Below are 25,963 nucleotides of genomic sequence, written 5' to 3'. Positions count from 1 at the left end.
ATGACGGAAAACGGAAATCGTACGGAAACGCTCAACCTGCTGTTCGACTTGGATGATACGCTCATCCATTGCAATAAATATTTCGACTTGGTCATCGACCAATTCGCGGATTTGGTCGAGACGTGGTTCGCATCGCATAAGCTGACCAAGGAAGAGATCAAGAAGAAACAGCTCGAGCTCGATCTGGCGGGCATCCACGTCCACGGGTTCGCGGCGGAGCGGTTCCCCGAATCGTTCGCGGAGACGTACGACCATTACAGCGACCTATTCGGTCGGGAGCCGGATCCGGAGGAACGGCAGCGGCTGCTCGACTTGGGCTATACGGTGTACGACAGCGAATTCGAGCTGTATCCGCATGTCGTGGACACGCTGTCGCGGCTTCGGTCCGAAGGACATCTCATTTCGCTGTACACCGGCGGCGTGGAGAAAATTCAACGGGCCAAGGTGGAGAAGGTGAACCTGGGACCGTTCTTCGAGGATCGCATCTTCGTCGCCCAGCATAAGAACGCCGAAGCGCTCGAACGCATTCTGACGACGATGGGCTTCGATCGTTCGCGAACGTGGATGATCGGCAACTCGCTGCGCACCGACATCGCCCCGGCCGTCGCCTGCGGCATCGGCGCGGTGTACATTCCGCCGCTCTCCAATTGGGCGTTCGACTTGGTCGACATTCCGGTCGGGCAATCGGAGAGGCTGCTGCGGCTGGAGTCGATCTCGCAGGTGCCGGCGGCGCTCGCCGGTCGGCGGCAGCATCGTTAAGAGTCACCGTTTACAAGCGCTGGGAATATTCGTATAATAGTTCGATAATGATTGGAAAATGAAATGCCATCGTCGTTGACCGGGACAGTAGCGCGCGACCGACGGAACAGCGAGCCGGGTATGGTGGAAGCCGGCGCCGAACGAGCGTACCTAAAGCGAAACGCACCCGCGAGACGATTCGCCCATGCTTCGACGCGCCCTCTTCGGCGCGGTCGATACGCGGCAGGCGGGTCCGGGTCGCCCCCGTTACCGGGCGTCGAGCGGTCGATACTGCGCGGTTGCGCGCGGATCGGCACGAAGAGTGGCACCGCGGGAGTTAAACCTCTCGTCTCTTAGGGATCTTTCCCTGGAGACGGGAGGTTTTTTGTCGTCCGCCGGCTGCGGTGCCGCGACGCCGGGATAATGTCAAAATTTGAGCTTATCGCAGAAATAGGCTTAAATTTTGACGCTATTTCCGCCAGCGGATCGCTGGGGGCCCGCACGCTAGCCGGGCTGCGAAGGCACGGTGCCGCTATAGTGTCAAAATTTGATCTTATCGCGGAAATAGGCTTAAATTTTGACACTATTTCCGCCAGCGGATCGCTCGTGGCCCGCACGCTAGCCGGTGCGAAGGCACGGTGCCGCAATAGTGTCAAAAGTTGAGCTTATCGCGGAAATAGGCTTAAATTTTGACACTATTCCACCCGGGGATCGCTCGGGGCCCGCACGCTAGCCGGGCTGCGAAGGCACGGTGCCGCTATAGTGTCAATATTTGATCTTATCGCGGAAATAGGCTCAAATTTTGACGCTAATTCCGCCAGCGGATCGCTGGGGGCCCGCACGCTAGCCGGGCTGCGAAGGCACGGTGCCGCTATAGTGTCAAAATTTGATCTTATCGCGGAAATAAGCTTAAATTTTGACACTATTTCCGCCAGCGGATCGCTCGGGGCCCGCACGCTAGCCGGGCTGCGAAGGCACGGTACCGCTATAGTGTCAAAATTTGATCTTATCGCGGAAATAGGCTCAAATTTTGACGCTAATTCAAATCCAACAAACCAAGGAGGAAGACGCGATGATGATCGAGACGATCGGCGAGTGGATCGCACCGTATTTGCAGGTACCGAAGGAGGAAGCGGCGAGACGACTCGAGACGCCGCCGGATCCGGCGCTCGGGGATGCCGCCCTGCCCTGCTTCGCCCTCGCGCGCGAGCTGCGGAAGCCGCCGCAGGCGATCGCCGCCGAGCTCGCCGAACGCATTGCGCACCCGATGCTGACCTGCCGCGCGGTCGGCGCTTACGTCAACATCGCGCTTCGCCGCGAGGCGGTCGCTCCACGATGGCTCGAAGCCGTCGAAGCGCCAGCCTTCCGTGCAGCTCGCGAGCCGCGCGGCGAGCGGGTCGTCATCGACATGTCGTCCCCGAACATCGCGAAGCCGTTCGGCATCGGCCATCTGCGCTCGACCGTGATCGGGAACGCGCTGCGCCACATCCTGACGGCCGACGGGTACGACGTCGTCCGCGTCAACCATCTCGGCGACTGGGGCACCCAGTTCGGCAAGATGATCGCCGCGTATCGCGCCTGGGGCGACGCCGAGCAGCTCGAGCGCCGGCCGCTCGCCGCGGCGCTCGAGCTATACGTCCGCTTCCACGAGGAAGCGGAGCGCGACCCGCGGCTCGAAGACGAAGCCCGCGCTTGGTTCGCGAAGCTCGAGCAAGGCGACGAGGAAGCCGCGAAGCTGTGGCGTTTCTTCGTCGACACGAGCCTTCAAGAGTTCCGCCGCATCTACGACCGGCTCGGCGTCGAGTTCGAATACGAGCTCGGCGAAAGCTTCTATAACGACAAGATGCAGCCCGTCGTCGATCGGCTCCAAGACGCCGGTCTGCTCGAGACGAGCGACGGCGCGCAAGTCGTCCGCCTCGACGACGAAGGACTGCCGCCTTGCATCATCGTGAAGTCCGACGGCTCCTCCATCTACGCGACGAGGGATTTGGCGACGGCGATCTACCGTCGAGAGACGCTGAAGGGCGATCGGCTGCTGTACGTGGTGGGGTCGGAGCAGGCGGTGCATTTCCGCCAGGTGTTCGCAGTGCTGAAGAAGCTTGGGTACGCATGGGCCGACGCGTGCGCGCACGTGCCGTTCGGCCTGATGCGGGTCGAGGGCAAGAAGATGTCTACGCGCAAAGGGCGGGTCGTCATGCTGGAGGACGTGCTGAACGAGGCTGTAGAGCGGGCGGCGGCGGTCATCGCCGAGAAAAACCCGGCGCTGCCGGACCGCAGGGCGGTCGCCGAAGCGGTCGGGATCGGAGCGGTCGTATTCGGGGATCTGAAGCACGACCGCGAAGGAGCGATCGACTTCCGGTTGGAAGAAGCGGTCCGGTTCGAAGGCGAGACCGGGCCGTACGCGCAATACACGCACGCGCGGATTCGCACGCTGCTGTCCAAGGCCGAACCGGCGGCGCTCGAAGCGGCGGCGCCGAGCCCGGCCGCCCTCGCCGGCGACGACGCGTGGGCGCTCCTCAAGCAGCTGTCCGGCTACCCGGCGGCGGTGCGCGAAGCGGCGGAGCGGCTCGCGCCTTCGATCGTCGCCCGGTACGCTCTCGACGTGGCCAAGGCGTTCAACCGCTTCTATCACGCCGAGCGGGTGCTCGTCGACGACCCGGCCGAAGCCGCGGCGAAACTCCGTCTGGCGCGAGCGGCCGCCGACACGCTGCAAGCCGCCCTCGGTTTGCTCGGCGTCGAAGCGCCGGAGCGGATGTAAAGCGCGTCATGGGGCTGCGGCTGCCGTCGGCGGCGCGGGCGGGAGGCCGAACGCCAGCAAGCAGCCGTAATAGACGTATGCGAATAAGGCCGCCGCGTGGGCGTACGGGTCCAGTCCGTCCCAGGGCAGCGCCAGCGACGCAGGCGGCGCCAGCATCAACAGCGCAGGAAGCTTCGGAAGCGCGTTCCCGCGAAGGAGCGACACGGCCGTCAGGAGGAACCCGAGCGTGCCGAGCGGCGTCGCCGCCAGCTCGATCAGCGCCGGGAACCCGTCCTGCGATCGTAAACTCTCGACGAGCGCATTGACCTCGCGCAATTGCTCCTTGGTCCGGATCCCTCGGTATAGCGCCGGGTACTGATAAACGGGCAGCGCGGCGCGAAACAGCTCGATCAGGAAGAAGCAAAGCATGCCGACATAGCCTGCCCACCCCCACCACCGGAGGCTCGCGGACATTCGAAAATAGAGTCCGGTTAAGCCGACGATCATGGGCGGCGTTGCCAACGCCAAAGCCGCATGGGCGCCTGCGGCCACCTCGACGAAATAGTTCAGTTCCATCAAGCCGGAGGGCTTATCGTCCAAATGAACGAGCTGTACGATGAACAAAGTCATTCCTCCCGCGGCAAGCAGGCCTCCGCTGAGCCGCAGGAACGATACGGGCACGTGGATCAAGCGGACATTCCCCCGGTCATCCGATTCGTTGCTTCGTAGGCATCGTATGACGAGCGGCGTCCCGACCGCAAGGGATAATCGTCCCTTCGGGACCGGGAAATCGGCCGGGAAAACGACGTCTCCACCCCCGCCCTCGACTAGGACATCGGCGCGGAACATCCCGCGCGGGCCGATTCGAGCGAGCGGATCCACGCCCTCGTTTCGTTCTCCGTTAAACCGAAGGATCGTAGGGCGTACCGGCGGCTCCCGTCCTGCCAAGCGATGTCGATCGCCGGCATCGACGCGGTTGGGGTCATCCTAGGCAGCGGCAGCGGCGGCGGCGGAGCCGTGCTTAACGAGCCCGTGACGTCAAGTTCTTGATCGTTCGTCGACTGCGTAAGCTCCAGCAGTCCGCCATTCGCGAATTCGAATCGGATCGTCGCGGACACGCCCTCTTCGGTCACCCAGTCGAGCTGCCGATAGCGTTCGTCCGCTTCCGGGGGCAGCGACAACGCAAAGCCCGCGGCGCAGGCGGCCTCGGCGGTCGGCGACTTCAGCCCGACCGGCGCCGCGAGCGCAACCGGATCCGGAAGCGCGACGGCGTCGCCCTTCTTCCTTCCCGCATCGGTCGCCGCGGGCGGCGCGTCGACGTCGTCGACGGCGGCGATCCGCACCTGCGGCCGCGCCTCCGCCCGCGCCTCCGTTCGAACGGCGGTTTCCGGCATCGCCGGCCCCGGCGCCCAAGAAAGACGGTCTTGTCCGCCCAACGCGAAGATGAGAAAGCACATGAGAAGGATCGAGCCGTACGACATTTTGTACACTTGCCTCACCTCTTACTCTTGAAGACGACGTTCGGCGCCAAGATGTTGCGAACGGGGCGCGAATGCGCGGACGCTTATTTACAAACCGCGGCGCGGGATGGTATAGTATTGAAAAACTTCATTACCCTAACGTGATGAAGGGGCCAGTAAGCGTTCGAACGGGCGTACAGAGAACGGATTCGTCAGCTGGAAGAATCCGTCGCCGCAGGACACGCCGACCCACCCCGGAACGGCCGGCGACGAGTCGGACAGTGCACCCTCCTGATACGAGGGCATGGAGCCGGACGGCATCCGAAGCCGACGACGCGTTTACGCGGACGTCGCCCTATTGCCGTCAATAAAGGTGGTACCGCGGGAGCAACCGACAAGAGCAGCTTTCGTCCTTTAACGATTGAAGGATGAAGGGCTGTTTTTTTATTTTTGGAAAACAAGGAGGCGCCGTCCGTCATGACCGGCACGAATCGACGACGCACCGTCGTCAAGATCGGCAGCAGCTCGCTCACCGCGACCGAGGGAGGCTTGCGAAGGGAGCAAATCGATTATTACGCGGAGGAGCTCGCGAACATCGCGGCGACCGGAGAACAGGTCGTGCTCGTCACGTCCGGCGCGGTCGCCGCCGGTTTCGCCCGGCTCGGGTTCGCCAAGCGGCCCAAGGCGACGCACGAGAAGCAAGCGTCGGCCGCCGTCGGCCAAGCGCTTCTGATGCAAGCGTACAACGAAGCGTTCGCGAGCCGCGGGCTCGTCGTCGCGCAGGTACTGCTTACCCGCTACGACTTCTCTGCGCGGGGGCGCATTCGCAACGCGTCCGCTACGCTCGAGGAGCTGCTCAATCGGGGCGTCGTCCCGATCATTAACGAGAACGACACCGTCTCCGTCAACGAGCTGAAGTTCGGCGACAACGACACGCTGTCCGCGTTGGTCGCGAATCTCGTGCAGGCCCGCTGCCTCGTCATCTGCACCGACATGAACGGGCTGTATACCGAGGACCCGCGGAAAAATCCGAACGCCCGGCGCATCGACCGCGTCTCCGAGCTGAACGACGACTTGTTCCGGATGGCCGGCGGCAGCGGCTCCTCCGTCGGCACGGGCGGCATGCGTTCGAAGCTCGAGGCGGCACGCATCGCCATTCGCGGCGGGGTGCGAACGTTCATCGGCCGCGCGAACGCGCCGGGGGACGTGCTTCGAGCGGCGACGGGCGAAGGCGACGGCACGTATTTCGACGCCGAGCTCCAGAAGCTGTCGGTGAAGAAGCAATGGGTCGGCTTCCACTCGGTGCCGCAGGGCCGCGTCGTCGTCGACGACGGTGCCCGCCGGGCGCTCGCGGAAGGCGGCAAGAGCCTCCTCCCCGCCGGCGTCAAGCAAGTCGAAGGCGACTTCCATCCGGGCGACGTCATCGAGGTCGCGCTCGAGGACGGCAAGCGGATCGGGCGAGGGGTCGTCAACTACGCGGCTTGGCAGCTGCAGGCGGCGGCCGGCCTGTCCTCGGAGGAAGTGCTGAGGCGGCTGGACGTGTCGCGCATCGAAGTCATCCATCGCGACGAATGGGTCTTATTTTAAACTATGTACCGAATCGGGGGAATGAACGAATGAGCGAAGTTAGAGATAAGGCGGCCCTCGCCAAGCGGACGACGAGCCGCATGGGAAGTCTTTCGACGGCGGCGAAGAACGCCGCGCTGCGGAGCATCGCCGACGCGCTGATCGCGCGAAGCGGCGAAATCGTCGATGCGAACGCGGAGGATTTAGCGCGAGGACGCGATAGCGGCATGTCGACGTCGCTGCTCGACCGGCTCGCGCTGACGCCGCAGCGGATCGAAGCGATGGCGCTCGGCGTACGGGAAGTCGAGGCGCTGCCGGATCCTGTCGGCGAAGCGCTCGCCGATATCGAGCGGCCGAACGGCCTGCGCATCCGTCAGGTGCGCGTGCCGCTCGGGCTGATCGGCATCATCTACGAAGCGCGGCCGAACGTCACCGTCGACGCGGCGTCGCTGTGCCTCAAGACCGGCAACGCGGTGCTGCTCCGCGGCGGCTCCTCCGCCCTGTCCTCCAACGCCAAGATCGTCGAAGTGATCCAAGACGCGCTCGCGGCGACGGACGTGCCGCCGGAGGCGGTGCAGCTCGTGAACGATCCGAGCCGCGGCTCCGTCGACGAGTTGCTGAAGCTGAACGGGCTGCTCGACTGCGTCATTCCGCGCGGCGGCGCCTCGCTCATCCGGACGGTCGTACAGAACGCGACGGTGCCCGTCATCGAGACGGGCGCGGGCGTCTGCCATACGTACGTCGACGCGTCGGCCGAACCGGCCATGGCGCTCGACATCGCGCTCAACGCGAAGGTGCAGCGTCCCTCGGTATGCAACAGCATGGAGACGCTGCTCATGCATCGCGACTTCGCTGCGGTCCATCTCGAGACGTTCGCCGAAGCGTTCCGCGAACGGAACGTGGAGCTGCGCGGATCCGACGACGCCAGAGCGCGCGTCGCATGGATGAAGCCGGCCGGCGACGAGGACTACGCGACGGAGTATAACGACTACATCTTGAACGTGAAGGTCGTCGACGATCTCGACGCGGCGCTCGAGCATATCGACCGTTTCGGCACGCGCCATTCCGAGTGCATCGTCACGAACGACGAGGCGAACGCGCGCCGCTTCCTGCAAGAGGTCGACGCGGCCGCGGTCTACCATAACGCCTCCACCCGCTTCACGGACGGCTTCGAATTCGGCTTCGGCGCCGAAATCGGCATCAGCACGCAGAAGCTGCACGCCCGCGGTCCGATGGGCTTGCCGGCGTTGACGTCGTCCAAGTACATCGTCGTCGGAGACGGCCAAATACGTCAGTAGAGGAGAATCCCCATGCTTAAGGAACAAACGATCGCCTTCATCGGCGCCGGCTCGATGTCCGAAGCGCTGCTGCGCGGCATCGTCGAGGCGAAGCTCGTCCGTTCGTTGTCGGTCGTCGTGCTGAACCGTCATAACCGGAGCCGCTTGGACGACTTGAAGGCGGCCTACGGCATCCGCGTGCCGGAGACGAACGACGACGCGGAGCGGCAGCGGCTCGTCCGGGAAGCCGACATCGTCGTGCTCGCGATGAAGCCGAAGGACGTCGGCGCCGCTATGATCGAATTCCGGGACGCCCTCCGGCCCGAGCAGCTGCTGCTGTCGGTCGTGGCGGGACTGTCGATCGATACGATCGAGCGGCTGCTCGGCCGCGTCCAACCGATCGTCCGGACGATGCCGAACACGTCTTCGACGATCGGCCTCGGCGCCACGGGCATCGCCTTCTCCTCCTCCGTCTCCGCCGAACAGCGCGAGATGGCGCTGCAGATGCTGCGCGCGGTCGGGAAAGCCGTTCCGCTCGAAGAGGGGCTGCTTAATGTCGTCACGGGCGTCTCCGGCTCCGGTCCGGCGTACGTGTACTACTTGATGGAAGCGATGATCGATGCCGGCGTACAGGGAGGACTGACCGAACGGGAGGCGCGCGAGCTCGTCGTCCAGACGGTGCTCGGCGCGGCGCATATGGTCGAATCGACCGGCGAAGACCCCGCCGCGCTCCGCGCCAAGGTGACGTCGCCGAACGGCACGACGTTCGCCGCCATTCAGCATCTGGAGTCGTTCCGCTTCCGGGACGGCCTCGTGCAAGCGATCGGCCGCGCGGCCGCCCGCGCCGGCGAGATGGGCGACGACATCGCGACGTCGGTGCTGCAGCAAGCGAAGGAATAACCCACGCCCCTTCCGACCGCCCGGACCGGCCTCCATGCCGTCCGGGCGGTTCTATTGCGCCCGGCCCAAATTTACCCTTCCCTTTTTTTCTTGTATAATGGAATGATGTTCAAACTAACGAAGGCGGTGGTTTCCGATGACCTCGTTTTGCACCGCGACGTATCGCGCGTTCGACGAGAAGGCGGATTTTCATAAGAAGGCGACGGGCATCGCCGTCGGCCTGACGGTCGGCAGCTGGACGGAACTGCCCGAAGCGAAGAAGAAAGACATGGAGAAGCATCTCGGCCAAGTCGTATCGGTCGACGTGCACGAGCCCGAAGCCGGCGCGGCCCCGGGCAGCCTTGCGGCGGAGCGGTACGCGGACATTAAGATCGCGTACCCGGACGTCAACTTCAGCCGCGACATCCCGGCGCTGCTTGTCACGGCGTTCGGCAAGCTGTCGATGGACGGCCGCATCCGGCTGCTCGACCTCGACGTATCGGACGGCTTCCGCAAGACATGCCCGGGCCCGAAGTTCGGCATTCACGGCGTGCAGGAGCTGCTCGGCGTTCATGACCGTCCGCTCCTGATGAGCATCTTCAAGTCGGTCGTCGGCTACGAGCTGCCGGAGCTGAAAGAGCAATTCTATCAACAAGCGCTCGGCGGGGTCGACCTGATCAAGGACGACGAGATTTTGTTCGAAAATCCGCTCACTCCCATCGAGAAGCGCGTCGAGGCGTGCATGGCGGCGGCGCGGGACGCTTCGAAGCAGACGGGCCAGAAGCTGTTGTACGCCGCGAACGTCACCGGCCGCACGTCGCAGCTGAGGGCGCAGGCGAAGAAGGCGATCGACGCCGGCGCGAACGCGCTCTTGTTCAACGTGCTCGCTTATGGCTTCGACGCGCTGCAGGAGCTCGCCGAGGACCCGGACATCAACGTCCCGATCGCGGCGCATCCGGCGTTCTCCGGCGCGATGTATCCGCCGCGGCATTACGGCGTCGCGCCGCAGCTCTTGCTCGGCAAGCTGATGCGGCTCGCTGGCGCGGATCTCGTCCTCTTCCCGTCGCCGTACGGCTCCGTCGTCATGCCGAAGGACGAGACGCTCGCGATCGCCGAGTCGTTGACGCGGCACGAAGGGGCGTTGAAGCCGAGCTTCCCGGTCCCGTCCGCCGGTATCCATCCGGGGCTGGTGCCGCTGCTGCTCGAAGACTTCGGCGTACGTTCGGTCGTGAACGCGGGCGGCGGCATCCACGGGCATCCGATGGGAACGGCCGCGGGCGGACAAGCGTTCCGCCAGGCGATCGACGCGGCGCTGCAAGGCGTCGAACTCGAAGCCTACGCCGCGGAGCCCGGCCGCGAACAACTGAAAGCCGCTATCGAGCTATGGGGAGTGAAGAAATAACTTGAACCGTCCGACCGCCGTGCCCCAAGACAAGCAGCCGATCGTCTTCTGCGACTTCGACGGCACGATTACGCTGAGCGACAACATCGTCGCGATTATGAAACACTTCGACCCGCCCGGCTGCGAGCAGATCGTGAACGACATCGTCTCCGGGGCGAAGAGCATCCGCCAAGGCGTCGGCGAGATGTTCGCGCTGCTGCCTTCGTCGCTGAAGGAAGACATTACGCAGTACGTGTTGAACACCGCCGGCATTCGACCCGGCTTCGCCGAGCTGCTCAAGCTGTGCCGGGAGAAGGAGATACCGTTCTACGTGACGAGCGGCGGCATCGACTTCTTCCTCCGTCCGCTGCTCGCTCCGTTCGACATCGAGGAATCGCACATCTTCTGCAATTCGGCGGATTTCGCCGGGGAGCGGATCGAAATCGTGTGGCCGCATCCTTGCGACGAGCACTGTAAGAACGATTGCGGGATGTGCAAGACGCGGGTCATCCGCCGTTTTCCCGAAGACCGCTACTTCCGCATGCTGATCGGCGACAGCATTACCGATTTCGAAGGCGCGAAGCTGGCCGACCTCGTGTTCGCGAGATCGCATCTGGCGACGCGATGCCGCGAGCTCGGGCTGCCGCATCACGAATACGACACGTTCTTCGACGTCATCCGCGTGCTGGAGACGCTCGCGAACCCGGGCGCTCCCGAATCCGTAACTTCGTAAGGAGAGAATCTCTAATGAATTTGCCATTGGAACAACGAATGGCGGCGTTCGCCGAGCTGCGCGCCGTCAAAACCGACTTCGCCGCGCGCGGCTGGTTCCCCGGCACGAGCGGCAATCTGTCCGTCCGCGTCGGCGAGTACTCGCCCGAGCGATTCGCCTTCGCCGTCACGGCGAGCGGCAAGGATAAAGCCGCGAATACGCCGGAAGACTTCCTGATCGTCGATCAGGAAGGTTTGCCGACGGAGCCGACGAGGCTGAAGCCGTCGGCCGAGACGCTCATCCATTGCGAAATTTATAAGCATACGGGATGCGGCGCCATTTTCCACGTTCATACGATCTATAACAACATCATCTCCGAGTACGACGCGTCGCTCGGGGCGGTCCCGATCGAAGGCGTCGAGCTCATCAAGGCGTTCAACATCTGGGAAGAGAACGCGTCGATCGAAGTGCCGATTCTTCCCAATTACGCGAAAATTCCGCGAATCGCGGAACTGGTGGCCGGCGCCATCCGTCCCGGAATCCCCGGAATTTTGCTGCGAAACCATGGCATCTACGCCTGGGGCGCCAATGCGTTCGAGGCGAAGCGCCATCTCGAGGCGTTCGAGTTTTTGTTCGAGCATCGGTACAAGTACCTGCTGCTCACGAAATAACCTCGCGTCCTACTACCCTTCGATGCGTTTCCTCACCCTGCCGGCGACGTACAACGACGCCAGCAGGATGAGGGCGCCGAAGCCCCAGCTGAGCGCCACCCGCCACCAAATCAACAACGCGTATCCCTCCACCCCATGGATCGAAAACAACGCCAGCTTGACGATCGCGATCGCGACGTACCGCAAGGCGAACAGAAACGTAAGGCCTTGAAAATACGGCATGAGCTCCTCGTCGCGAAGTCGTTCGCGGCCTCTGGCATGTTCCGGCAGCCAACCGAGCACCCGCGCCGTATCCGCGAAGAAGTATAACGCCATCGGTCGCTTCGCCAGCATCGTCGCGAGGAAGAACACGCCGAAGACGAGCAGCGTGCGTATATTATTGAGGATCATCGTCTCCGCATCGCCCGATAACAGGTCGACGGTCGTGCCGATGAGCAGCGCGGCGATGAGGAAGATGCCGGTGACGTTCCAGCTCCGTTCTTTCGCGAACCGGCCGATCGTATAGACGAAGCCGGGGACGGTGGACAGCAGGAGCGCGTGGTAATCCGAGAGCGAATGCCGCGTGATCATCCAGATCGCATAAGGCATGACGGCATAGAACGCTAGATCGAAAACGACGAGCTTTCCGGATCCCTTCGTAAGGCAAGTCCCCTTTCTCTCGTGTTCGTATACAGTGTATGTATGGACCGGCCCGCATAACACCCTAACGATCGCCTTCCTGCAAATGGTACAAGAACAAATACGTGACCGCCATAAATACGCCGAAGAGCAGGCTGAACGAAGCCCCCCGCCAATGTAGATTTCCCAAAACTTCGCCGATCAACTCCATCGGCCGCACCCAAGCGTCCCAGCTGTTCAGCCGGACGATTCTGCCGAGAAAGACGCCGTAGCCGGTCAGCAGCGATACCGCCCCGACGAACGCCCATCCGGCCGGCCGCCCGAATCGGATCGCGACGAGCCGCTGGAATTGATACGTCGACAAATACGCCAGAAAGACGCCGCACCAAGCGAAGAGGAAAAAGAGGACGATATCGAACCAGACGAGATATCCGAATTCGCCGCGATCGACGTAACGATGACGCCCCGCGACGAGATGAATGAAGTCCGTCGTTAAATACGTACTGTTGGGCAAGAACAGCAGCCAGAGCGCGCCGAGACCGAGTACGAGCACGGTCGCTGCGACGCCCGGCGCCTTCCGGCCGCGTCCGCCGCTGCCGCCGTTACCGTTGCCGCCTCCCGCGATTATGGTAGCCGCGACCGACGCCGCATACGGCAGCCACGCGAGAAACAAATTCCAAAGCATAAAAAGGAAAAGCCGATCGCCCGAGACGATCGGCCGAAAACATACCATCGCGAAGCAGCCGAGCGACAGCAAAACCAGCAGTCCGGCGACCCTGGCGTTGCCGAGCGGACTCAAAGCGGAAGTCGCGCGCATTACCGGTCCCCCTCCGAAAAAAATCGTTCCACGTGCCGGAACACGTACGTAGCGTCCGGCTCGAAGCATAACATGTGCCGCGAATGCGGGTACACCGTCATCGTCTTCTCTCCTTTCACGCGAGAAGCGATATAGACGGCGCTCCGCGGGTGAACGACTTCGTCCAACTCGCCTTGCGCGATGAAGGTCGGCGTTCGGATTTTGGCGATCTCGGGCTTCAGCCTTCGAACCAGCTTCGCGAATTCGATGACCGCCCCGACCGGCGTCTCCCGCTTCGATCGAAGCTCCCGAATTTCGCCGGAGCGCAGCACCCTTACCGCGTTGCGAACGAATCTGCCGGGGCTCACGTAATGAACGGCCGCGTTCAGCAGCGCCATGCGCCGCACCGGGAACCGATTCGCGAGGTACGCCGCGATCAAGCCGCCCATGCTGAAGCCGACGAGGTCGAAGCTCCCGTGCCGCTCCGTCAGCTCCCCGGCGATCGCCGCGGCGGCCAGCACCCACTCCTCGTACCTGGTGTGGTACAGGTCGCGCAGCGGCCCGTCATGTCCGGGCAGCGTCGGCACCTTGCACGTCCAGCCGCGCGATTCCAAGTGTTCAGCGAGCGGGCGCACTTCGTACGGCCCCCCCGTGAAGCCGTGCAGCAGCAAGCAGACGCGCCCGCTCTTCATCGGCCGAGCCGAGGGAGCGGCTTCTCAAGGGCATACAAGTCGTCCTCGACCGACGCGAGCCGTTCGTTGACGGTTCGACGCGCGTCCTGAACCGCTTGATTGTAGAGGTGCGGGCCGATGGCGCCGATCATGAAGTCGGCGAATCCTTCCGCCGCGATCGAGCCGATCGACTCGCCCCGCTCCGTCTCGAAATACGCCTGCACCGCCGCGATCATCGTTTCTTTTTGTTCTCTAGGCAGCTTTAGGGTCATCATCCGGGATCCACTCCTATGTCGATAAGCTGGTAAGCTTCCCTCATTTTACCACACCCGACCGGGCGCGAAAAAACCGTCCGCGGACCGGCGACGTCTAGGCGACGTGCCGACCCGCGGACGGTTCGGTCTTCTAATGCTGAAAATCGGACCGGAGCGCCGACGTTATCGCCCGCCCCGGAACCGTTCGGTATACGCCTTCGCTTCCTCCGGCGTCGTAATGCGATTGCGCTGCCATTCCATTAAGATTCTGTCGATATACCGGAAGTGCACCTTCCCCGCGAATACCGCTTCTTTCAGCGCCGTCATGATCAGCGAGTCGGAATATCGGTCTTGGTCGAGCCAGCCGACGATCGTCTCGTATTCCATGGGCGACAGCGGACGGGCGAATTCGCTCTCGAAGACGGTGAATAAGTCCTTCCGCCGGGTCGCCGCCGTTTCTCGTCCCCGCGGCGCCGCGGCGGCGGCGGTTTCCCTTCGGGACTCCGCCGACCCGTAAGCGCCGTCCGTCGCCGCCGAAGCGGCGTACGCGTCGAGCTCCGGCTCCTCCAGCCAAGCGGCTGCCAGCTTATCGTAGAGCGGCGACAAGTCGTACCGTTCGCTCCGAACGCCGGTCGCTTCGTCCACGTCGTCCTCGATCGACACGAACCCTTCGCGAACGAAGCGCTCGATTGCCGCGAGCACTCGGTCCGGCGTCGTGGACATCCGGGACGACAGCTGGTCCGGCGTCGGGAAGAGGGTCTGTTCCCGCTCCGCGTAATATAACAGGTGAACGAGCAGCATCGCTTCGATTTCCGACAGTCCGAGCCTTGCGTAGCCGCGCAGCAGCATGCCGGGCACGGAAACCGTGCCCAGCCGCAATCCGGCTCGAAGCCCCGCGCGGTACGATTCCGTATCCGTCACAACGTTCCCCCTCCGTTCCTCTTACGGGTACAAGCGGTATAAGAGGCGCGGGAACGGAATCGTCTCGCGCACGTGGTCCAGACCGCAAATCCAAGCGACCGTGCGCTCGAGACCGAGTCCGAAGCCCGAATGCGGCACGGAGCCGTACTTCCGCAAATCCAAATACCAAGAATACGTCTCTTTCGAAAGATGATGCTCGTCGAACCGCTGCTCCATGAGCGCCGGATCGTCGATTCGCTGCGAGCCGCCGATGATTTCGCCGTAGCCTTCCGGCGCGATCAGATCGGCGCACAGCACGACGTCCGGACGGTCCGGGTCCGGCTTCATGTAGAACGCCTTCAGCGACGTCGGATAATGCGTAATGAACACCGGCTTCTCGTAGCTTTCGGCGATCGCCGTTTCGTGCGGCGCCCCGAAATCTTCGCCCCAGACGAACTCGGGGAAACCGTTCGCATTCAGGAACTTCACAGCATCGTCGTACGTAATGCGCGGGAACGGCGCGAGCGCCTTCTCGAGCTTCGACGTATCCCGCTCGAGCGTCGCCAACTCCTTGGCGTTCTTGGCGAGAACCGTCTGCACGACGTGGGAGACGAATTGCTCCTGCACGCGGAGATTTTCTTCATGGTCGACGAACGCCATCTCCGGCTCGATCATCCAAAATTCGATCAAATGTCTGCGCGTCTTCGACTTCTCCGCCCGGAACGTCGGCCCGAACGAGTATACCTTGCCGAGCGCCATCGCGGCCGCTTCCATGTAGAGCTGACCGCTCTGCGTCAGGAACGCGTCCTCGTCGAAATACTTCGTATGGAACAAATTCGTCGTGCCTTCCGCGGACGTCGGCGTCAGGATCGGCGCGTCGACCTGCGTAAACCCGCGCGTGTCGAAGAACTCTTGGATCGCCCGCACGATCGTCGCGCGAGTCGTCATGACCGCGTGCTGCTTCGGCGACCGGAGCCACAGATGACGATGGTCCATCAAGAAGTCGATCCCGTGCTCCTTCGGAGTGATCGGGTAATCGGACGTCAAATGAATGATCTCGACCCCCGTCACGGACAGCTCGTAGCCGCTTGGGCTGCGAGGCTCTTCCCGGACGACGCCCGTCACCCACAGCGACGACTCTTGCGTCAGCCGATCGGCCGCCGCCCATGTCGCTTCGTCGACTTCGTTTTTCGCCGCGACGCCTTGAATGAATCCCGTGCCGTCGCGCAGCTGCAGGAATTGAATTTTGCCGCTGGACCGCTTGCGGGTCAGCCAGCATCCGATGCGGACGGTTTGGCCGACATGCGCCGCCACGTCCCGAATCGTCGTTTGGTTCGCCTCTGCTTGATTCATGCCATCGATCCCTACTTTACCTATGAAAATGATATGTCCCGCGCCCGCGCGCCCGGCGCTACTTTTTGACCAGCTCGTACGTGTCCCGCGCGATGACGAGCTCTTCGTTCGTCGGCACGACGAGCACGTCGATCTTGGAGTTCGCCGTCGAGATGCGGCGCGCCTCCTTGGACCGAACCAGGTTCGCCTCGGGGTCGAGCTCGACGCCGAGATACGACAGGTTCAGGCACGTCCGCGCCCGGAGCAGCCATGAATTTTCCCCGACGCCCGCCGTGAAGACGATCGCGTCGAGACCGTTCATCGCCGCCGCATAAGCGCCGATATACTTGCGCAGCCGGTATTCGTACATCTCGAACGCGAGCTTCGCGTTCGCGTCGCCGTTCTCCATCGCGTCCTGCACCTCGCGCATGTCCCCCATGCCGGATATGGCAAGCAAGCCGCTATGCTTGTTCAACATCGAGCTGACTTCGCCGATCGTAAGATCCTCCTTGCCCATGGCGAACGGGACGACCGCCGGATCGAGATCCCCGCTCCGCGTTCCCATCATCAAGCCTTCGAGCGGCGTCATGCCCATCGACGTGTCGACGGATCGACCGCCCTTCACCGCGGTGACGCTCGCCCCGTTGCCGATATGGCAGGTCACGATCTTCATCTCTTCGATCGGTCGACCGAGGAACGCCGCCGCTTGTCGGCTGACGTACATATGGGACGTGCCGTGGAAGCCGTATTTCCGGATCTTATGTCTGCGGTAGAGGGCCAGCGGAATCGGGTACAAATACACGTTCCGGTCCATCGTCTGGTGGAACGCCGTATCGAAGACGACCGCTTGCGGCACGTCGGGCAGGTTCGACTCCACCGCTTGAATCCCCATCATATGCGCGGGGTTGTGCAGCGGCGCCAGATCGAACAGCCGCTTGATCTCCTGCTTCACCTCGGGCGTCACGATCGCGGACTCGCGGAACGATTCCCCGCCGTGCACGACGCGATGGCCGACGGCCTCGATGTCGGCGATGGAATCGAGCACGCCGTGTTCCTTATGTACGAGCAAGCCGAGCACCTTGCGGATGGCGGTCGTGTGGTCCAATATTTCGCTGACCTCGCGCACTTCGGCTTTCCCCGTCGGTTCGTGCGTGAGGATGGCCGTATCCATGCCGATCCGCTCCACGCGGCCGGCGGCGAGCACCGATTCGTCCTTCATATCGTACAGCTGATATTTGAGCGACGAGCTGCCGGCGTTAATGACGAGCACCTTCATATTTTATCACCATCCTCGTCGTAACGGAAGAAACCCGAACCGGTCTTCGCCCCGAGCTGTCCGGCGCGGACCATCTTGCGAAGCAGCACCGCCGGGCGATATTTCAAGTCGCCGTAATCTCGGAACATGCGCTCGAGCGCGGCCAACACGGAATCGAGGCCGAACCGGTCGCACATTTCGAGCGGCCCGTACTTAAAGCCGTACCCGAGCCGCATGGCGGAATCGATGTCTTCCGCGGAAGCGACGCCTTCGGACAGCGTATGCACCGCTTCGTTGATCAGCGTGCAGATGAGCCGCGTCGTAACGAAGCCGGGCGTCTCGTACACGAGAATCCCCTTCTTCGAGATGACCTCTTCCACGAACGCCTTGGTCCGGTCGAACGTCTCGTCGGTCGTCTGCAATCCTCGTATAATTTCCACCATGTCGATATTGGACACCGGATGAATGAAGTGCAGCCCGATGACCCGTTTCGGATAACGCGTCGCGCCGGCCAATTCGGTGACGGACAGCGTAGACGTATTCGTGGCGAGCACGACGTCTTCGCCGCAGATGTCCCCGATCGTCTGGAATACGGCCTTCTTGGCGTCCAAATCTTCGCTTATCGTCTCGATCACGAGCTCGCACTCCGACAGTCGACCGAGATCGAGGATCGGATGAATGCGGGAGAGGATGACCTTCTTCTCCGACGCGGTGAGCGCCCACTTCTCGATTTGCTTATCGAGACTCATTTCGATCGCCTTTAGGCCGTGTTCCATTTTGCTTTGCGTCTTTTCCGCTATGTAGACGTCCAATCCTTTGTGCGAGAGCATCGAAGCGATCGCTTGCCCCATCGTGCCCGCGCCGATCACGCCGATTTTCTTAAACGCTGCCATTCTCTTCCACCCCATGTATGTATGAAGATACTCCGCATGCGCGTCATGCGCGCACCCGGAGCATTATGAACGACTCTATTATCCGGCAGGCTGGAGCTCCACGCTGTGAAGAAGATCACGAAACCGGTCTCCCGACAACGTCTCTTCCCGCTTCAGAATGTCGAGCGACTGCTCGAACACCTCGCGGCGGGCGGCCAGCAGCTCCCGCGTCCGCTTCGTTAACGCGTCCAAGATTTCGCCGTTCGCTTTATTATACTCTTCTTTGGTCAGCATCTGCGAATCTACGATGCCGAGGTCGGTAAGACCGGAGTCGATCATCGTGCGCACGAGGCCGAGCGCTTGCTCGAAGTCGTTGCGAGAGCCGGTGCTTCGTTCGCCGTAAAACAGCTCTTCCGCGGCCGAACCGCCGATCGCCACCATGATCTGGTCTTCCAAGTACGCCTTGGTGTACAAATACTTGTCGGACGGCGGGTTGTGCCGCACGTACCCGAGCGCCTGTCCCCGCGGGCTGAGCGCCACTTGGGAGACGGAGCCAGGACGTACCGTCTCGGCAACGATAGCATGCCCGAGTTCGTGAATCGCTACTCGTTCGCGTTCCTCCGCCGCGGCCTCGCGGTCCGTCTTCTCGCCCATCATGACTTTGTCGATCGCTTGGAGCAGCTGACTCTCATCGATCGTCTCGCGGCCTTCCCGCATCGCGTAGATCGCCGCCTCGTTCATCAAGCTCTCGAGCTGTGCGCCGGAGAAGCCGAATGTCTGGTCCGCGATCTTCTGCAAGGATACGCCTTCCGCCAGCGGCTTATTGCGCGCATGAAGCTCGAGGATCGAGAGACGTCCCTTCGCGTCGGGCAGGTCGACCTGAATGTGCCGGTCGAAGCGGCCCGGACGGAGGAGCGCGGAGTCGAGCATGTCCTTACGGTTCGTCGCCGCCATGATCAGGATTCGAGGCGTCTCCGACGTATGAAGGCCGTCCATCTCGGTCAGCAGCTGGTTCAGCGTCTGGTCGTATTCCTTCTGCTGCCCGCCGTCGCGCTTGCCGCCGACGACGTCGATCTCGTCGATGAAGATGATCGCGTTTTGCTTATTTTCCTTGATCGCTTTCTGACGCGCTTCCTTGAACATATCCCGAACGCGGGACGCGCCGACGCCGACGTACATCTCGACGAATTCGGAGCCGCTCGCCCCGACGAAGACGCTGTCCGTGTAATGCGCGGCCGCCTTCGCCATCAGCGTCTTTCCCGTTCCGGGAGGACCCATCAGCAAGATGCCCTTCAACGGGCGAATGCCGAACTTCTGAATCTGCTCCGGCTTGACGAGGAAATCGAGCGCCTCGATCAGCTCTTTCTTCGCCCGGTCCTGCCCTCCGATATGATCGAACGTAAGGAACGTCGGAAGTTTCGCCTTCGGCTTGTTCCGTTCGCCCATGCCGAGACCGCCTCCGGTCCGCATGCGCGTCATTAGGAAAAGCGAGCCGCCGATGACGCCGACGAGCAGCACCGGAATCGGATTGACCCCGATGAAGACGAGGAAGGCGAGCAAGACGGGAAGGAAGCCGATCGCGATTTCTTTGCCGTATTTACTCATTCGGCCACACCCCCATTATCGCCGGCTGTCGCGGCAAAACGACATGCTTGCTGTTCGGGCCGTCCACCAACGTGATATATACGTTCTTTTCGTCCATTTCGGTCTGTACTTGGAGCGAGCCGTCCGCCTTCGCAAGCTCGCGAAGACGCTGCGGAATGAGCGAATATTGCTTCGTCTCCATCGCTTGGGCGACGTCGAACAACGCTTCGGACCACCAATCTTCGAGCTTCTCGCTCGTTTCGCCCGAAGCCTCCACGACGATGTCGCGGTCTCCGAGGGACGAGGCTCCCGCCTCCACGATGCCGCGATACGCTTGGCGCAGGCTGGCGCCCGGCTCGATCGTCGCGCGAACGATCGCACGCTCCCGTTCGATCTCGACGACGGGATCCGCGATGCCTTCCACGGCGGCGACCTTCTCCAAGAACGGGTCTTCCATCGCGATCGATTCATAGGCGAACCAACCGCCGAACAAGACGCCGGACGACACGACGATCGTTATAACAACAGGTAAGAGACGCAGTTTCAACACTTCGTCCCCCTTTCTAGTATCTATCGATTTCGTATATATGAGAGTATATCATAATAGGCATACGAAATGGGATGCAATGTGTGGAAGGCGACCCGGCGCCCGGCGAAATCGGCATCTCGCCGGCATGAAAAAGCCGCCCCGATCGGGTGATCGGGACGGCCTTCGTTACGGTTTATAAAAGAAGCTTGCGATCAACAACGCGCCGAACAGCACCGTCAGCGCGAACCATATTTTCGTCTTCCACGACCACTTCACGCGTCGCTCGTCCTCCGTTCGCAGCGCCGGCATCCTGCGCCGGCTTACTCTCGTTCCAGCGCAAGGCGGTAAGTTTCAAGTTTCGCGCCGTCCCGGAACGAGTAATAATCGTAATATTTCCTCGTTCCGCCGGGCTCCCGCAACGCGTAGAACACTTCCCAAACGTACGTCTCGCCAAGCTTCCCGGGCGAAATCCGCAGCAGCTGCATCTCCGGCCGCTCCTTCAGCGCGAGCGCCTTCACCTCATCGCGCGTCAGGCCGTCCTGCTGCCGTTCGATATGCAAGCCGTCTTCGCCCCACATCCATACCGCGACGTCTTCGCCGTTCGCGTTCGCGCCGAAGACGACCGAGTACGGCCGGTCCCCGACGAATCGTTCGACGAAATCGACGCGCGTCAGGTTCAGCCGCTGTACCGCTTCCGCTTGAGCCCGGCTTAACGCATCCCAATGAGGCTCCTGCACGGTCTGGTAAAACCGGCTGCCGAACAGCCCGATCGCGCCGATCAAGACGATCGCGATAGCGGTCGCCTGGAGCGCTCGGCGCCGGTTCGACGAGCTCTCGCTCATGAATCGTTCGGCCATGCGGCGCCTACGCTTTCAGGCGTCGCAGCGCCGCGTTCGCCTCGGCGACGATGCGCTCTTCGTCGAGCGTCAGACAGCGGCGACCGCGAACGAGCCGCTTCCCGTTCGCCCAGACGTCCGTCACGTCCGAGCCGGAGCCGGCGTACACGAGATGCGATACGAGATCGGCCTCCGGCTGGTAATGAGGCGCCGTCACGTCGATCGCGACGACGTCCGCCTTCATGCCGGCCTCGAGCGTGCCGACGTCGTTCAACCAGAGCGAACGCGCCCCTTCGACGGTGCCCATCCGCAGCGCGTCGCCGGCCGGCACGGCCGTCGGGTCGCCGCTGACGCCCTTGTGGATGAGCGCCGCTAGGCGGATCTCCCGGAAGATGTCCAAGTTATTGTTGCTGGCCGCGCTGTCCGTGCCGAGCGAGACGCGGACGCCCGCCTGCCGCAGCGCCGTCACGCGAGCGATGCCGCTCGCCAGCTTCAGGTTGCTGCCGGGATTATGGGAGACGCCGACGCCGTGCTCCGCCAGGATGTCGATCTCTTCGTCCGTCAGGTGCACGCCGTGCGCGACGAGACACGGACGCGAGAACACGCCGAGCCTCCGCAGATGCTCGACCGGTCGAACGCCGTAGGCGGCGGCGTTCTCTTCCACCTCGCGCGCCGTCTCCGACATATGCGTGTGGATCGGCAAATTCAATTCATGCGCCGCCTCGACGAACTTCGCGATGAATTCCGGCGGACACGTATACGGCGCATGCGGCGCCATCGCTGTCGTGATGCGGCCGTCGGCCGCGCCGTTCCACGTCTTCGCGAACCGGATCGCCTCGTCCAGCTTCGCGCGCTGTACGTCTTCAGGGCACAAACCGATGACCCCGCGGTTGAGGCAGGCGCGCATACCCGCTTCTTCCACCGCTTCCGCCACTTGATCCATATGGTCGTACATATCCATGAACGTCGTCGTGCCCGATTTCAGCATTTCCAGCATCGCCAGCATCGTTCCCGCTCGGACGCTCGCCGCGGTAAACTTCGCTTCGGTCGGCCACATATACTCTTGCAGCCAAACCTGCAGGCTCACGTCGTCCTTCAGACCGCGCAGCAGCGACATCGCCGCATGGCCATGCGTATTCACGAGGCCTGGCATGTACAGCTTGCCCGCGCCGTCGATCACCTCGTCGTCGGGCGCGACCTCGACGTCCGCCGCGCCTATGTATTCGATGCGGTCCCCCCGCATCGTCAGCGTTCCCGCGAACGCGGTCGTTCCCTCCGCGCCTTCCGCCATCGTCAGGAACGTTCCGCCTCGGATCACCGTACGTTTCGTCATTCTTCTTCCTCCGTTTCGCCCCGGTTCAAATAATACGCCAAGCTCTGCAGCTCGATCGTGAAATCCGCGTAATGAACGCGGATCTGGGAAGGCACCTTAATGATCGCCGGAGCGAAATTCATAATGCCTTCCACGCCCGCTTCCACGAATTGGTCCGCCACGCGCTGCGCTTCCGTCGCAGGCACCGTAATGATGCCGATGCGCACATGCTGCTCCCGGACCGTCCGCACGAGCTCTTCCATCGGCTGAACGGACAGTTGGTTGATGCGGTCGCCGATCCGATTCGGATTCGCGTCGAACACGGCGGAGATCCGCATATTGTCCTTCAAATACGCGTTATAATTGCATAGCGCCTGACCAAGGTTGCCCGCGCCGACGAGCGCGACGCGGATTTCTTGATCCAGCTTCAAGATGCCGCGGATCTTCTCGACCAAATAACCGACGTCGTACCCGATGCCCTTCTTCCCGAATTCGCCGAAGTACGCGAGGTCCTTGCGGATCTGGGCCGGATTCAGATCCAAACGCCTCCCTAAATCCTGGGACGATACCGTCTGGACGTCGCTCTTCGCGAGCTCGTTCAAAAATCGAAGATACATCGGCAGACGGCGGACGACCGCTTCCGATATTTTAGGAAACTTCATGTCGTTTCCACCTTTCCCGAGGATCCGTTCCCTGTCTCCGCGCCCGGCGCTTCCAGCCAATCCCGCATCCGACCGGGGATCGACTCGCTCGGCAAATGCTCGATTTTCGGCCCGGGCAGCGAATACAAGAAGTGCTTCCCGTACGACGTCTCGATGACCCTCGTGTCGTAAATGAGCACGACGCCCCGATCCTTCGCCGTACGGACGAGCCTCCCGAAGCCTTGCTTGAAGCGAATGACCGCTTGCGGCACCGACAGCTTCGTGAACGGATTTTCGCCCTGGGCTTTCAGGTATTCGCTCTTCGCCTCCACCATCGGATGGTTCGGGGGCTGGAACGGAAGGCGAACGATCGCGAGACACGTCAGCGCGTCGCCCGGAATGTCGACCCCCTCCCAGAAGGAGCTCGTGCCAAGCAGCACGGCGGAGCCCGCTTGCATGAACAGCCGCGTCAGCTTGCTCCGATTGCCGCTGTCGACCCCTTGTCCGAGGACGTGAATGCCATGCGGCTGCAGCGCCTCCCTCAACGGGCCGTGGGCAAGCTTAAGCATCTTATGGGATGTGAATAAAACGAGCATCTTGCCGTGCGTCACGACGGCCGCGTCGCGAAGCGAATCGATCAGCCGTTCCATGAACAGCGGATCCGCGTTCGCGCCCTTGAAGCCCGGGAAGTCTCTCGGGATGAGCACCAACGCTTGATCCCGGTATTTGAACGGCGAGGGCAGCTGCACCGTCTGCAGCTTCTCCTCCGCTTCGTCCCGATCCGACAAGCCGAGCTGCGACTTGACGTACTGGAACGACTTCTCGACCGTAAGCGTCGCGGACGTCATGACGACGGCGTCCTTGCGCTCCCAGAAGAAGTCCCGCATCAAACTCGAGACGTCGATCGGCGCCCCGTATAACCGCAGCGAGCGAGACTTGAAGTGCGGCGTCGCTTCCATCCAATACACCATGTTCGGGTCGTCCGCCTTCAGCAGCAGCCGCAACGCGTCGCGCGCCCTGTACAAGTCCTTGACCGTGCCGGCCAGGTCCGTAAACAAGCTTTCCAGTCCGAAGTCCTCCGCGTCGTCCTTCCCATCCGTCACGAGTCGGTCCAGCACCTTCAGCACGCTCGTCAACGTCAAGAACAAATTGTCCTCCATCGCGACGAACGACTTCCAATCGTGAGGCAGCTTATCCGCCTTCAGACGAACCGTGACCGACCCGCCCTCGCTCTGCCCCGCGGCCGCGCGCGCGATGAATCGGTCGTACAGCGCATCGAACAGTTCGTCCCAATTTTCCTTGACCTTCACGATGTCGGGGAACAGCTGGCCGATGCGCTCGCCCCAGCCTTCGGTCTTCGCGTTCGGATGCTGCTCGAGCAGCGACTTGAGCAGCGGGAGCTGGCCGGAGCGGCTGTCCTTCAACAAGGAGGTTAAAGCGCTCACCATGGAAAAGTAAGACAGATCGACGCCCAGATGCTGACTGGCGACATCCTCGAAATGATGCGCCTCGTCGACGACGAGACGTCCGTAGGCGGGAAGAATGCGATGCTCCGCTTTCACGTCCGTGAATAATAAGGAATGATTCGTTATGATGACGTCCGCCGCCCCCGCGTCGTTCCGGGCCCGGTGGTAAAAGCACTTGCGGAACCAAGGACAAGCTCGGTTCAAGCACGAATCCGCGTCGGACGCGACATGGCTCCAGAACTCGCCGCCCTTCTGTCCGAGGTTCAGCTCCTCCTCGTCGCCGTGCTTCGTCTCGCCGAGCCAGACGACCATCTGCGCGGCGATGACGCGGTCTTCCCGTTCGTTCGGAAAATCTTGATTGTTTACCTTGCCCTCGAACTTACGCAAGCACAAGTAATGGCTCCGTCCCTTGAGCACGGCGGACCGGAACGGGGTCGGCGACAGCTCGTGCAGCATCGGCAGCTCCTTCTGCCGCAGCTGCTCCTGCAGGTTGATCGTATGCGTGCTGACGACGACCTTATCGCCGGTCTGCAGCGCGTAATGGATCGACGGGATCAGATAGCCGAGCGACTTGCCCGTGCCCGTGCCCGCTTCGATGACGAGATGCCGTTCGTCCTTCAGCGACTGCGACACTTCCTGCATCATGCGCTCCTGAGCGGGGCGCTCCTCGTAATCGGGCATTCGTTCCCGGATGCGCCGCTTCAAGGCTTCCTGGAATGCGTCGAAGTCCTCCTCGAACTTCTCCCGATCCCGGTCCTCCTCGGTCGTCCAGTCGTCGACCCCGAGCGCGAATTGCCGGTGGGACCGCGTCGGGGTTCCGGGCTCCTCCGCGCTCTCCTTCCAGGCGACGACCTCCTCGAGGAACCACGCCTGATCCTGCTGCGAGGCGAAATCCGGATGCGCGAACAAGAAGCCGAGCCGCTGCAGCGTCATGAGCGGCAGCGAGAACAGCTTCTCCATGCATCGAACCCATATTTCCGCCGTCGCCTCCGCGTCGCTGTCCGCTTGGTGCGGACGGTCGTGCGCGATGCCGAAGGCGTTCGCGACGAAGCCGAGCTGATAACTCGTCAACGTCGGGAACAGCACCCGCAGCCAATCGAGCGTATCCAATATGCGTCCGTCGTAGCCGGGATACCCGGCCGAAGCGAGCGCGCGCTTCAAGAACGCGACGTCGAACGGCGCGTTATGCGCGACGAGCACCGCGCCGTCGAGCAGCGGAACGATCTCGTTCACGACGTCGTCCATCGCCGGGGCGTCCGCCACCATCTCGTCCGTAATTCCGGTCAAGGACCGGATGAACGGCGGGATCGGGACGCTTGGCCGAACGAAGGATGCGTACGTACGTTCGATCGCGAAGTCGTTCACGATGACGATGCCGACCTGAATAATTTCGTCGCGGCCCGGCTGTTCGCCCGTCGTCTCCAAATCCAAAACCGCAAATTTCATCTATAGGGTACCCCATTCGTCTTCGATTCG

General features: G+C 62.4%; 24 protein-coding genes. 8 read left to right on the top strand and 16 right to left on the bottom strand.

The window, feature by feature from the left end; genetic code table 11:
- Together FE782_RS07230 and argS are read left to right on the top strand one after the other, a co-directional pair.
- Positions 1–759, top strand: a complete 759-nt coding sequence (locus tag FE782_RS07230; protein WP_138193389.1) for an HAD family hydrolase — start codon at positions 1–3, stop codon at positions 757–759.
- Between the two features lie 1,051 nt (positions 760–1,810).
- Positions 1,811–3,496 (top strand): arginine--tRNA ligase, encoded by a 1,686-nt coding sequence (gene argS, locus FE782_RS07225; RefSeq protein ID WP_138193388.1) that lies wholly within the window; start codon positions 1,811–1,813, stop codon positions 3,494–3,496.
- Positions 3,497–3,502: 6 nt separating this feature from the next.
- Here the strand turns inward: argS and FE782_RS07220 are convergent, their stop codons facing one another.
- Both FE782_RS07220 and FE782_RS07215 read right to left on the bottom strand, forming a co-directional pair.
- The gene (locus FE782_RS07220) at positions 3,503–4,165 is read right to left on the bottom strand and encodes a hypothetical protein (RefSeq protein ID WP_138193387.1); all 663 of its coding nucleotides are present in this window, start codon (positions 4,163–4,165) and stop codon (positions 3,503–3,505) included.
- 137 nt (positions 4,166–4,302) lie between these two features.
- Complete coding sequence (locus FE782_RS07215; RefSeq protein ID WP_138193386.1) at positions 4,303–4,965, bottom strand: hypothetical protein; 663 nt, start codon at positions 4,963–4,965, stop codon at positions 4,303–4,305.
- A 447-nt stretch (positions 4,966–5,412) separates the two neighbouring features.
- Between FE782_RS07215 and proB the strand changes: the two genes are divergently transcribed.
- From proB to mtnB, 6 genes are all read left to right on the top strand, one after another.
- Positions 5,413–6,522, top strand: coding sequence for a glutamate 5-kinase (proB, locus tag FE782_RS07210; protein ID WP_138193385.1), 1,110 nt, complete (start codon positions 5,413–5,415; stop codon positions 6,520–6,522).
- 29 nt (positions 6,523–6,551) lie between these two features.
- On the top strand, positions 6,552–7,799 hold the full coding sequence (locus tag FE782_RS07205) for a glutamate-5-semialdehyde dehydrogenase (RefSeq protein ID WP_138193384.1): 1,248 nt from the start codon (positions 6,552–6,554) through the stop codon (positions 7,797–7,799).
- 12 nt (positions 7,800–7,811) lie between these two features.
- A complete protein-coding gene (gene proC / locus FE782_RS07200; RefSeq protein WP_138193383.1) occupies positions 7,812–8,678 on the top strand; it encodes a pyrroline-5-carboxylate reductase in 867 nt (288 codons plus the stop codon).
- A gap of 136 nt (positions 8,679–8,814) precedes the next feature.
- Positions 8,815–10,059: a 2,3-diketo-5-methylthiopentyl-1-phosphate enolase gene (locus FE782_RS07195; RefSeq protein WP_138193382.1), complete on the top strand. Its 1,245-nt coding sequence runs from the start codon at positions 8,815–8,817 to the stop codon at positions 10,057–10,059.
- Between the two features lies 1 nt (position 10,060).
- Positions 10,061–10,771, top strand: a complete 711-nt coding sequence (locus FE782_RS07190) for a 2-hydroxy-3-keto-5-methylthiopentenyl-1-phosphate phosphatase (protein ID WP_439116426.1) — start codon at positions 10,061–10,063, stop codon at positions 10,769–10,771.
- Positions 10,772–10,785: 14 nt separating this feature from the next.
- Positions 10,786–11,421, top strand: a complete 636-nt coding sequence (gene mtnB / locus FE782_RS07185; protein WP_138193381.1) for a methylthioribulose 1-phosphate dehydratase — start codon at positions 10,786–10,788, stop codon at positions 11,419–11,421.
- Positions 11,422–11,433: 12 nt separating this feature from the next.
- Here mtnB and FE782_RS07180 read toward each other — a convergent pair whose 3' ends face one another.
- The 14 genes from FE782_RS07180 to dinG form a co-directional block, all read right to left on the bottom strand.
- On the bottom strand, positions 11,434–12,123 hold the full coding sequence (locus tag FE782_RS07180; RefSeq protein ID WP_338016885.1) for a VC0807 family protein: 690 nt from the start codon (positions 12,121–12,123) through the stop codon (positions 11,434–11,436).
- A 1-nt stretch (position 12,124) separates the two neighbouring features.
- Complete coding sequence (locus tag FE782_RS07175; RefSeq protein WP_158299277.1) at positions 12,125–12,856, bottom strand: DUF1361 domain-containing protein; 732 nt, start codon at positions 12,854–12,856, stop codon at positions 12,125–12,127.
- Entirely contained in the window at positions 12,856–13,527 is a 672-nt protein-coding gene (locus tag FE782_RS07170) for an alpha/beta hydrolase (RefSeq protein ID WP_138193378.1), read from the bottom strand. The genes FE782_RS07175 and FE782_RS07170 overlap by 1 nt, the downstream gene beginning before the upstream one ends.
- Positions 13,524–13,781, bottom strand: coding sequence for a DUF2164 domain-containing protein (locus FE782_RS07165; protein WP_138193377.1), 258 nt, complete (start codon positions 13,779–13,781; stop codon positions 13,524–13,526). Before FE782_RS07165 ends, FE782_RS07170 begins: the two co-directional genes overlap by 4 nt.
- 162 nt (positions 13,782–13,943) lie before the next feature.
- The gene (locus FE782_RS07160; RefSeq protein WP_238392373.1) at positions 13,944–14,681 is read right to left on the bottom strand and encodes a DnaD domain-containing protein; all 738 of its coding nucleotides are present in this window, start codon (positions 14,679–14,681) and stop codon (positions 13,944–13,946) included.
- 21 nt (positions 14,682–14,702) lie between these two features.
- Positions 14,703–16,013 (bottom strand): asparagine--tRNA ligase, encoded by a 1,311-nt coding sequence (asnS, locus tag FE782_RS07155; protein WP_138193376.1) that lies wholly within the window; start codon positions 16,011–16,013, stop codon positions 14,703–14,705.
- A 58-nt stretch (positions 16,014–16,071) separates the two neighbouring features.
- A complete protein-coding gene (locus FE782_RS07150) occupies positions 16,072–17,268 on the bottom strand; it encodes an acetate/propionate family kinase (protein ID WP_138193375.1) in 1,197 nt (398 codons plus the stop codon).
- Positions 17,265–18,140 (bottom strand): 3-hydroxyacyl-CoA dehydrogenase family protein, encoded by an 876-nt coding sequence (locus FE782_RS07145; protein WP_138193374.1) that lies wholly within the window; start codon positions 18,138–18,140, stop codon positions 17,265–17,267. The genes FE782_RS07150 and FE782_RS07145 overlap by 4 nt, the downstream gene beginning before the upstream one ends.
- 78 nt (positions 18,141–18,218) lie before the next feature.
- Positions 18,219–19,724, bottom strand: a complete 1,506-nt coding sequence (locus tag FE782_RS07140) for an AAA family ATPase (RefSeq protein WP_138193373.1) — start codon at positions 19,722–19,724, stop codon at positions 18,219–18,221.
- Positions 19,717–20,250, bottom strand: coding sequence for a hypothetical protein (locus tag FE782_RS07135; RefSeq protein ID WP_138193372.1), 534 nt, complete (start codon positions 20,248–20,250; stop codon positions 19,717–19,719). Before FE782_RS07135 ends, FE782_RS07140 begins: the two co-directional genes overlap by 8 nt.
- Before the next feature lie 302 nt (positions 20,251–20,552).
- Positions 20,553–21,089: a cell wall elongation regulator TseB-like domain-containing protein gene (locus tag FE782_RS07130; RefSeq protein WP_138193371.1), complete on the bottom strand. Its 537-nt coding sequence runs from the start codon at positions 21,087–21,089 to the stop codon at positions 20,553–20,555.
- Between the two features lie 7 nt (positions 21,090–21,096).
- Positions 21,097–22,401 carry an amidohydrolase gene (locus FE782_RS07125; RefSeq protein ID WP_138193370.1) on the bottom strand — a complete coding sequence of 435 codons (1,305 nt, stop codon included), beginning with the start codon at positions 22,399–22,401 and terminating at the stop codon, positions 21,097–21,099.
- A complete protein-coding gene (locus FE782_RS07120; protein ID WP_138193369.1) occupies positions 22,398–23,042 on the bottom strand; it encodes a redox-sensing transcriptional repressor Rex in 645 nt (214 codons plus the stop codon). The genes FE782_RS07125 and FE782_RS07120 overlap by 4 nt, the downstream gene beginning before the upstream one ends.
- Positions 23,039–25,933, bottom strand: coding sequence for an ATP-dependent DNA helicase DinG (gene dinG, locus FE782_RS07115; RefSeq protein ID WP_138193368.1), 2,895 nt, complete (start codon positions 25,931–25,933; stop codon positions 23,039–23,041). The genes FE782_RS07120 and dinG overlap by 4 nt, the downstream gene beginning before the upstream one ends.
- Positions 25,934–25,963 lie beyond the last annotated feature (30 nt).

Source organism: Paenibacillus antri (genome assembly GCF_005765165.1).
GTDB lineage: Bacteria > Bacillota > Bacilli > Paenibacillales > YIM-B00363 > Paenibacillus_AE > Paenibacillus_AE antri.
The sequence above is the reverse complement of the archived record's forward strand: the minus strand, read 5'-3'. Positions and strand labels throughout refer to the sequence as shown.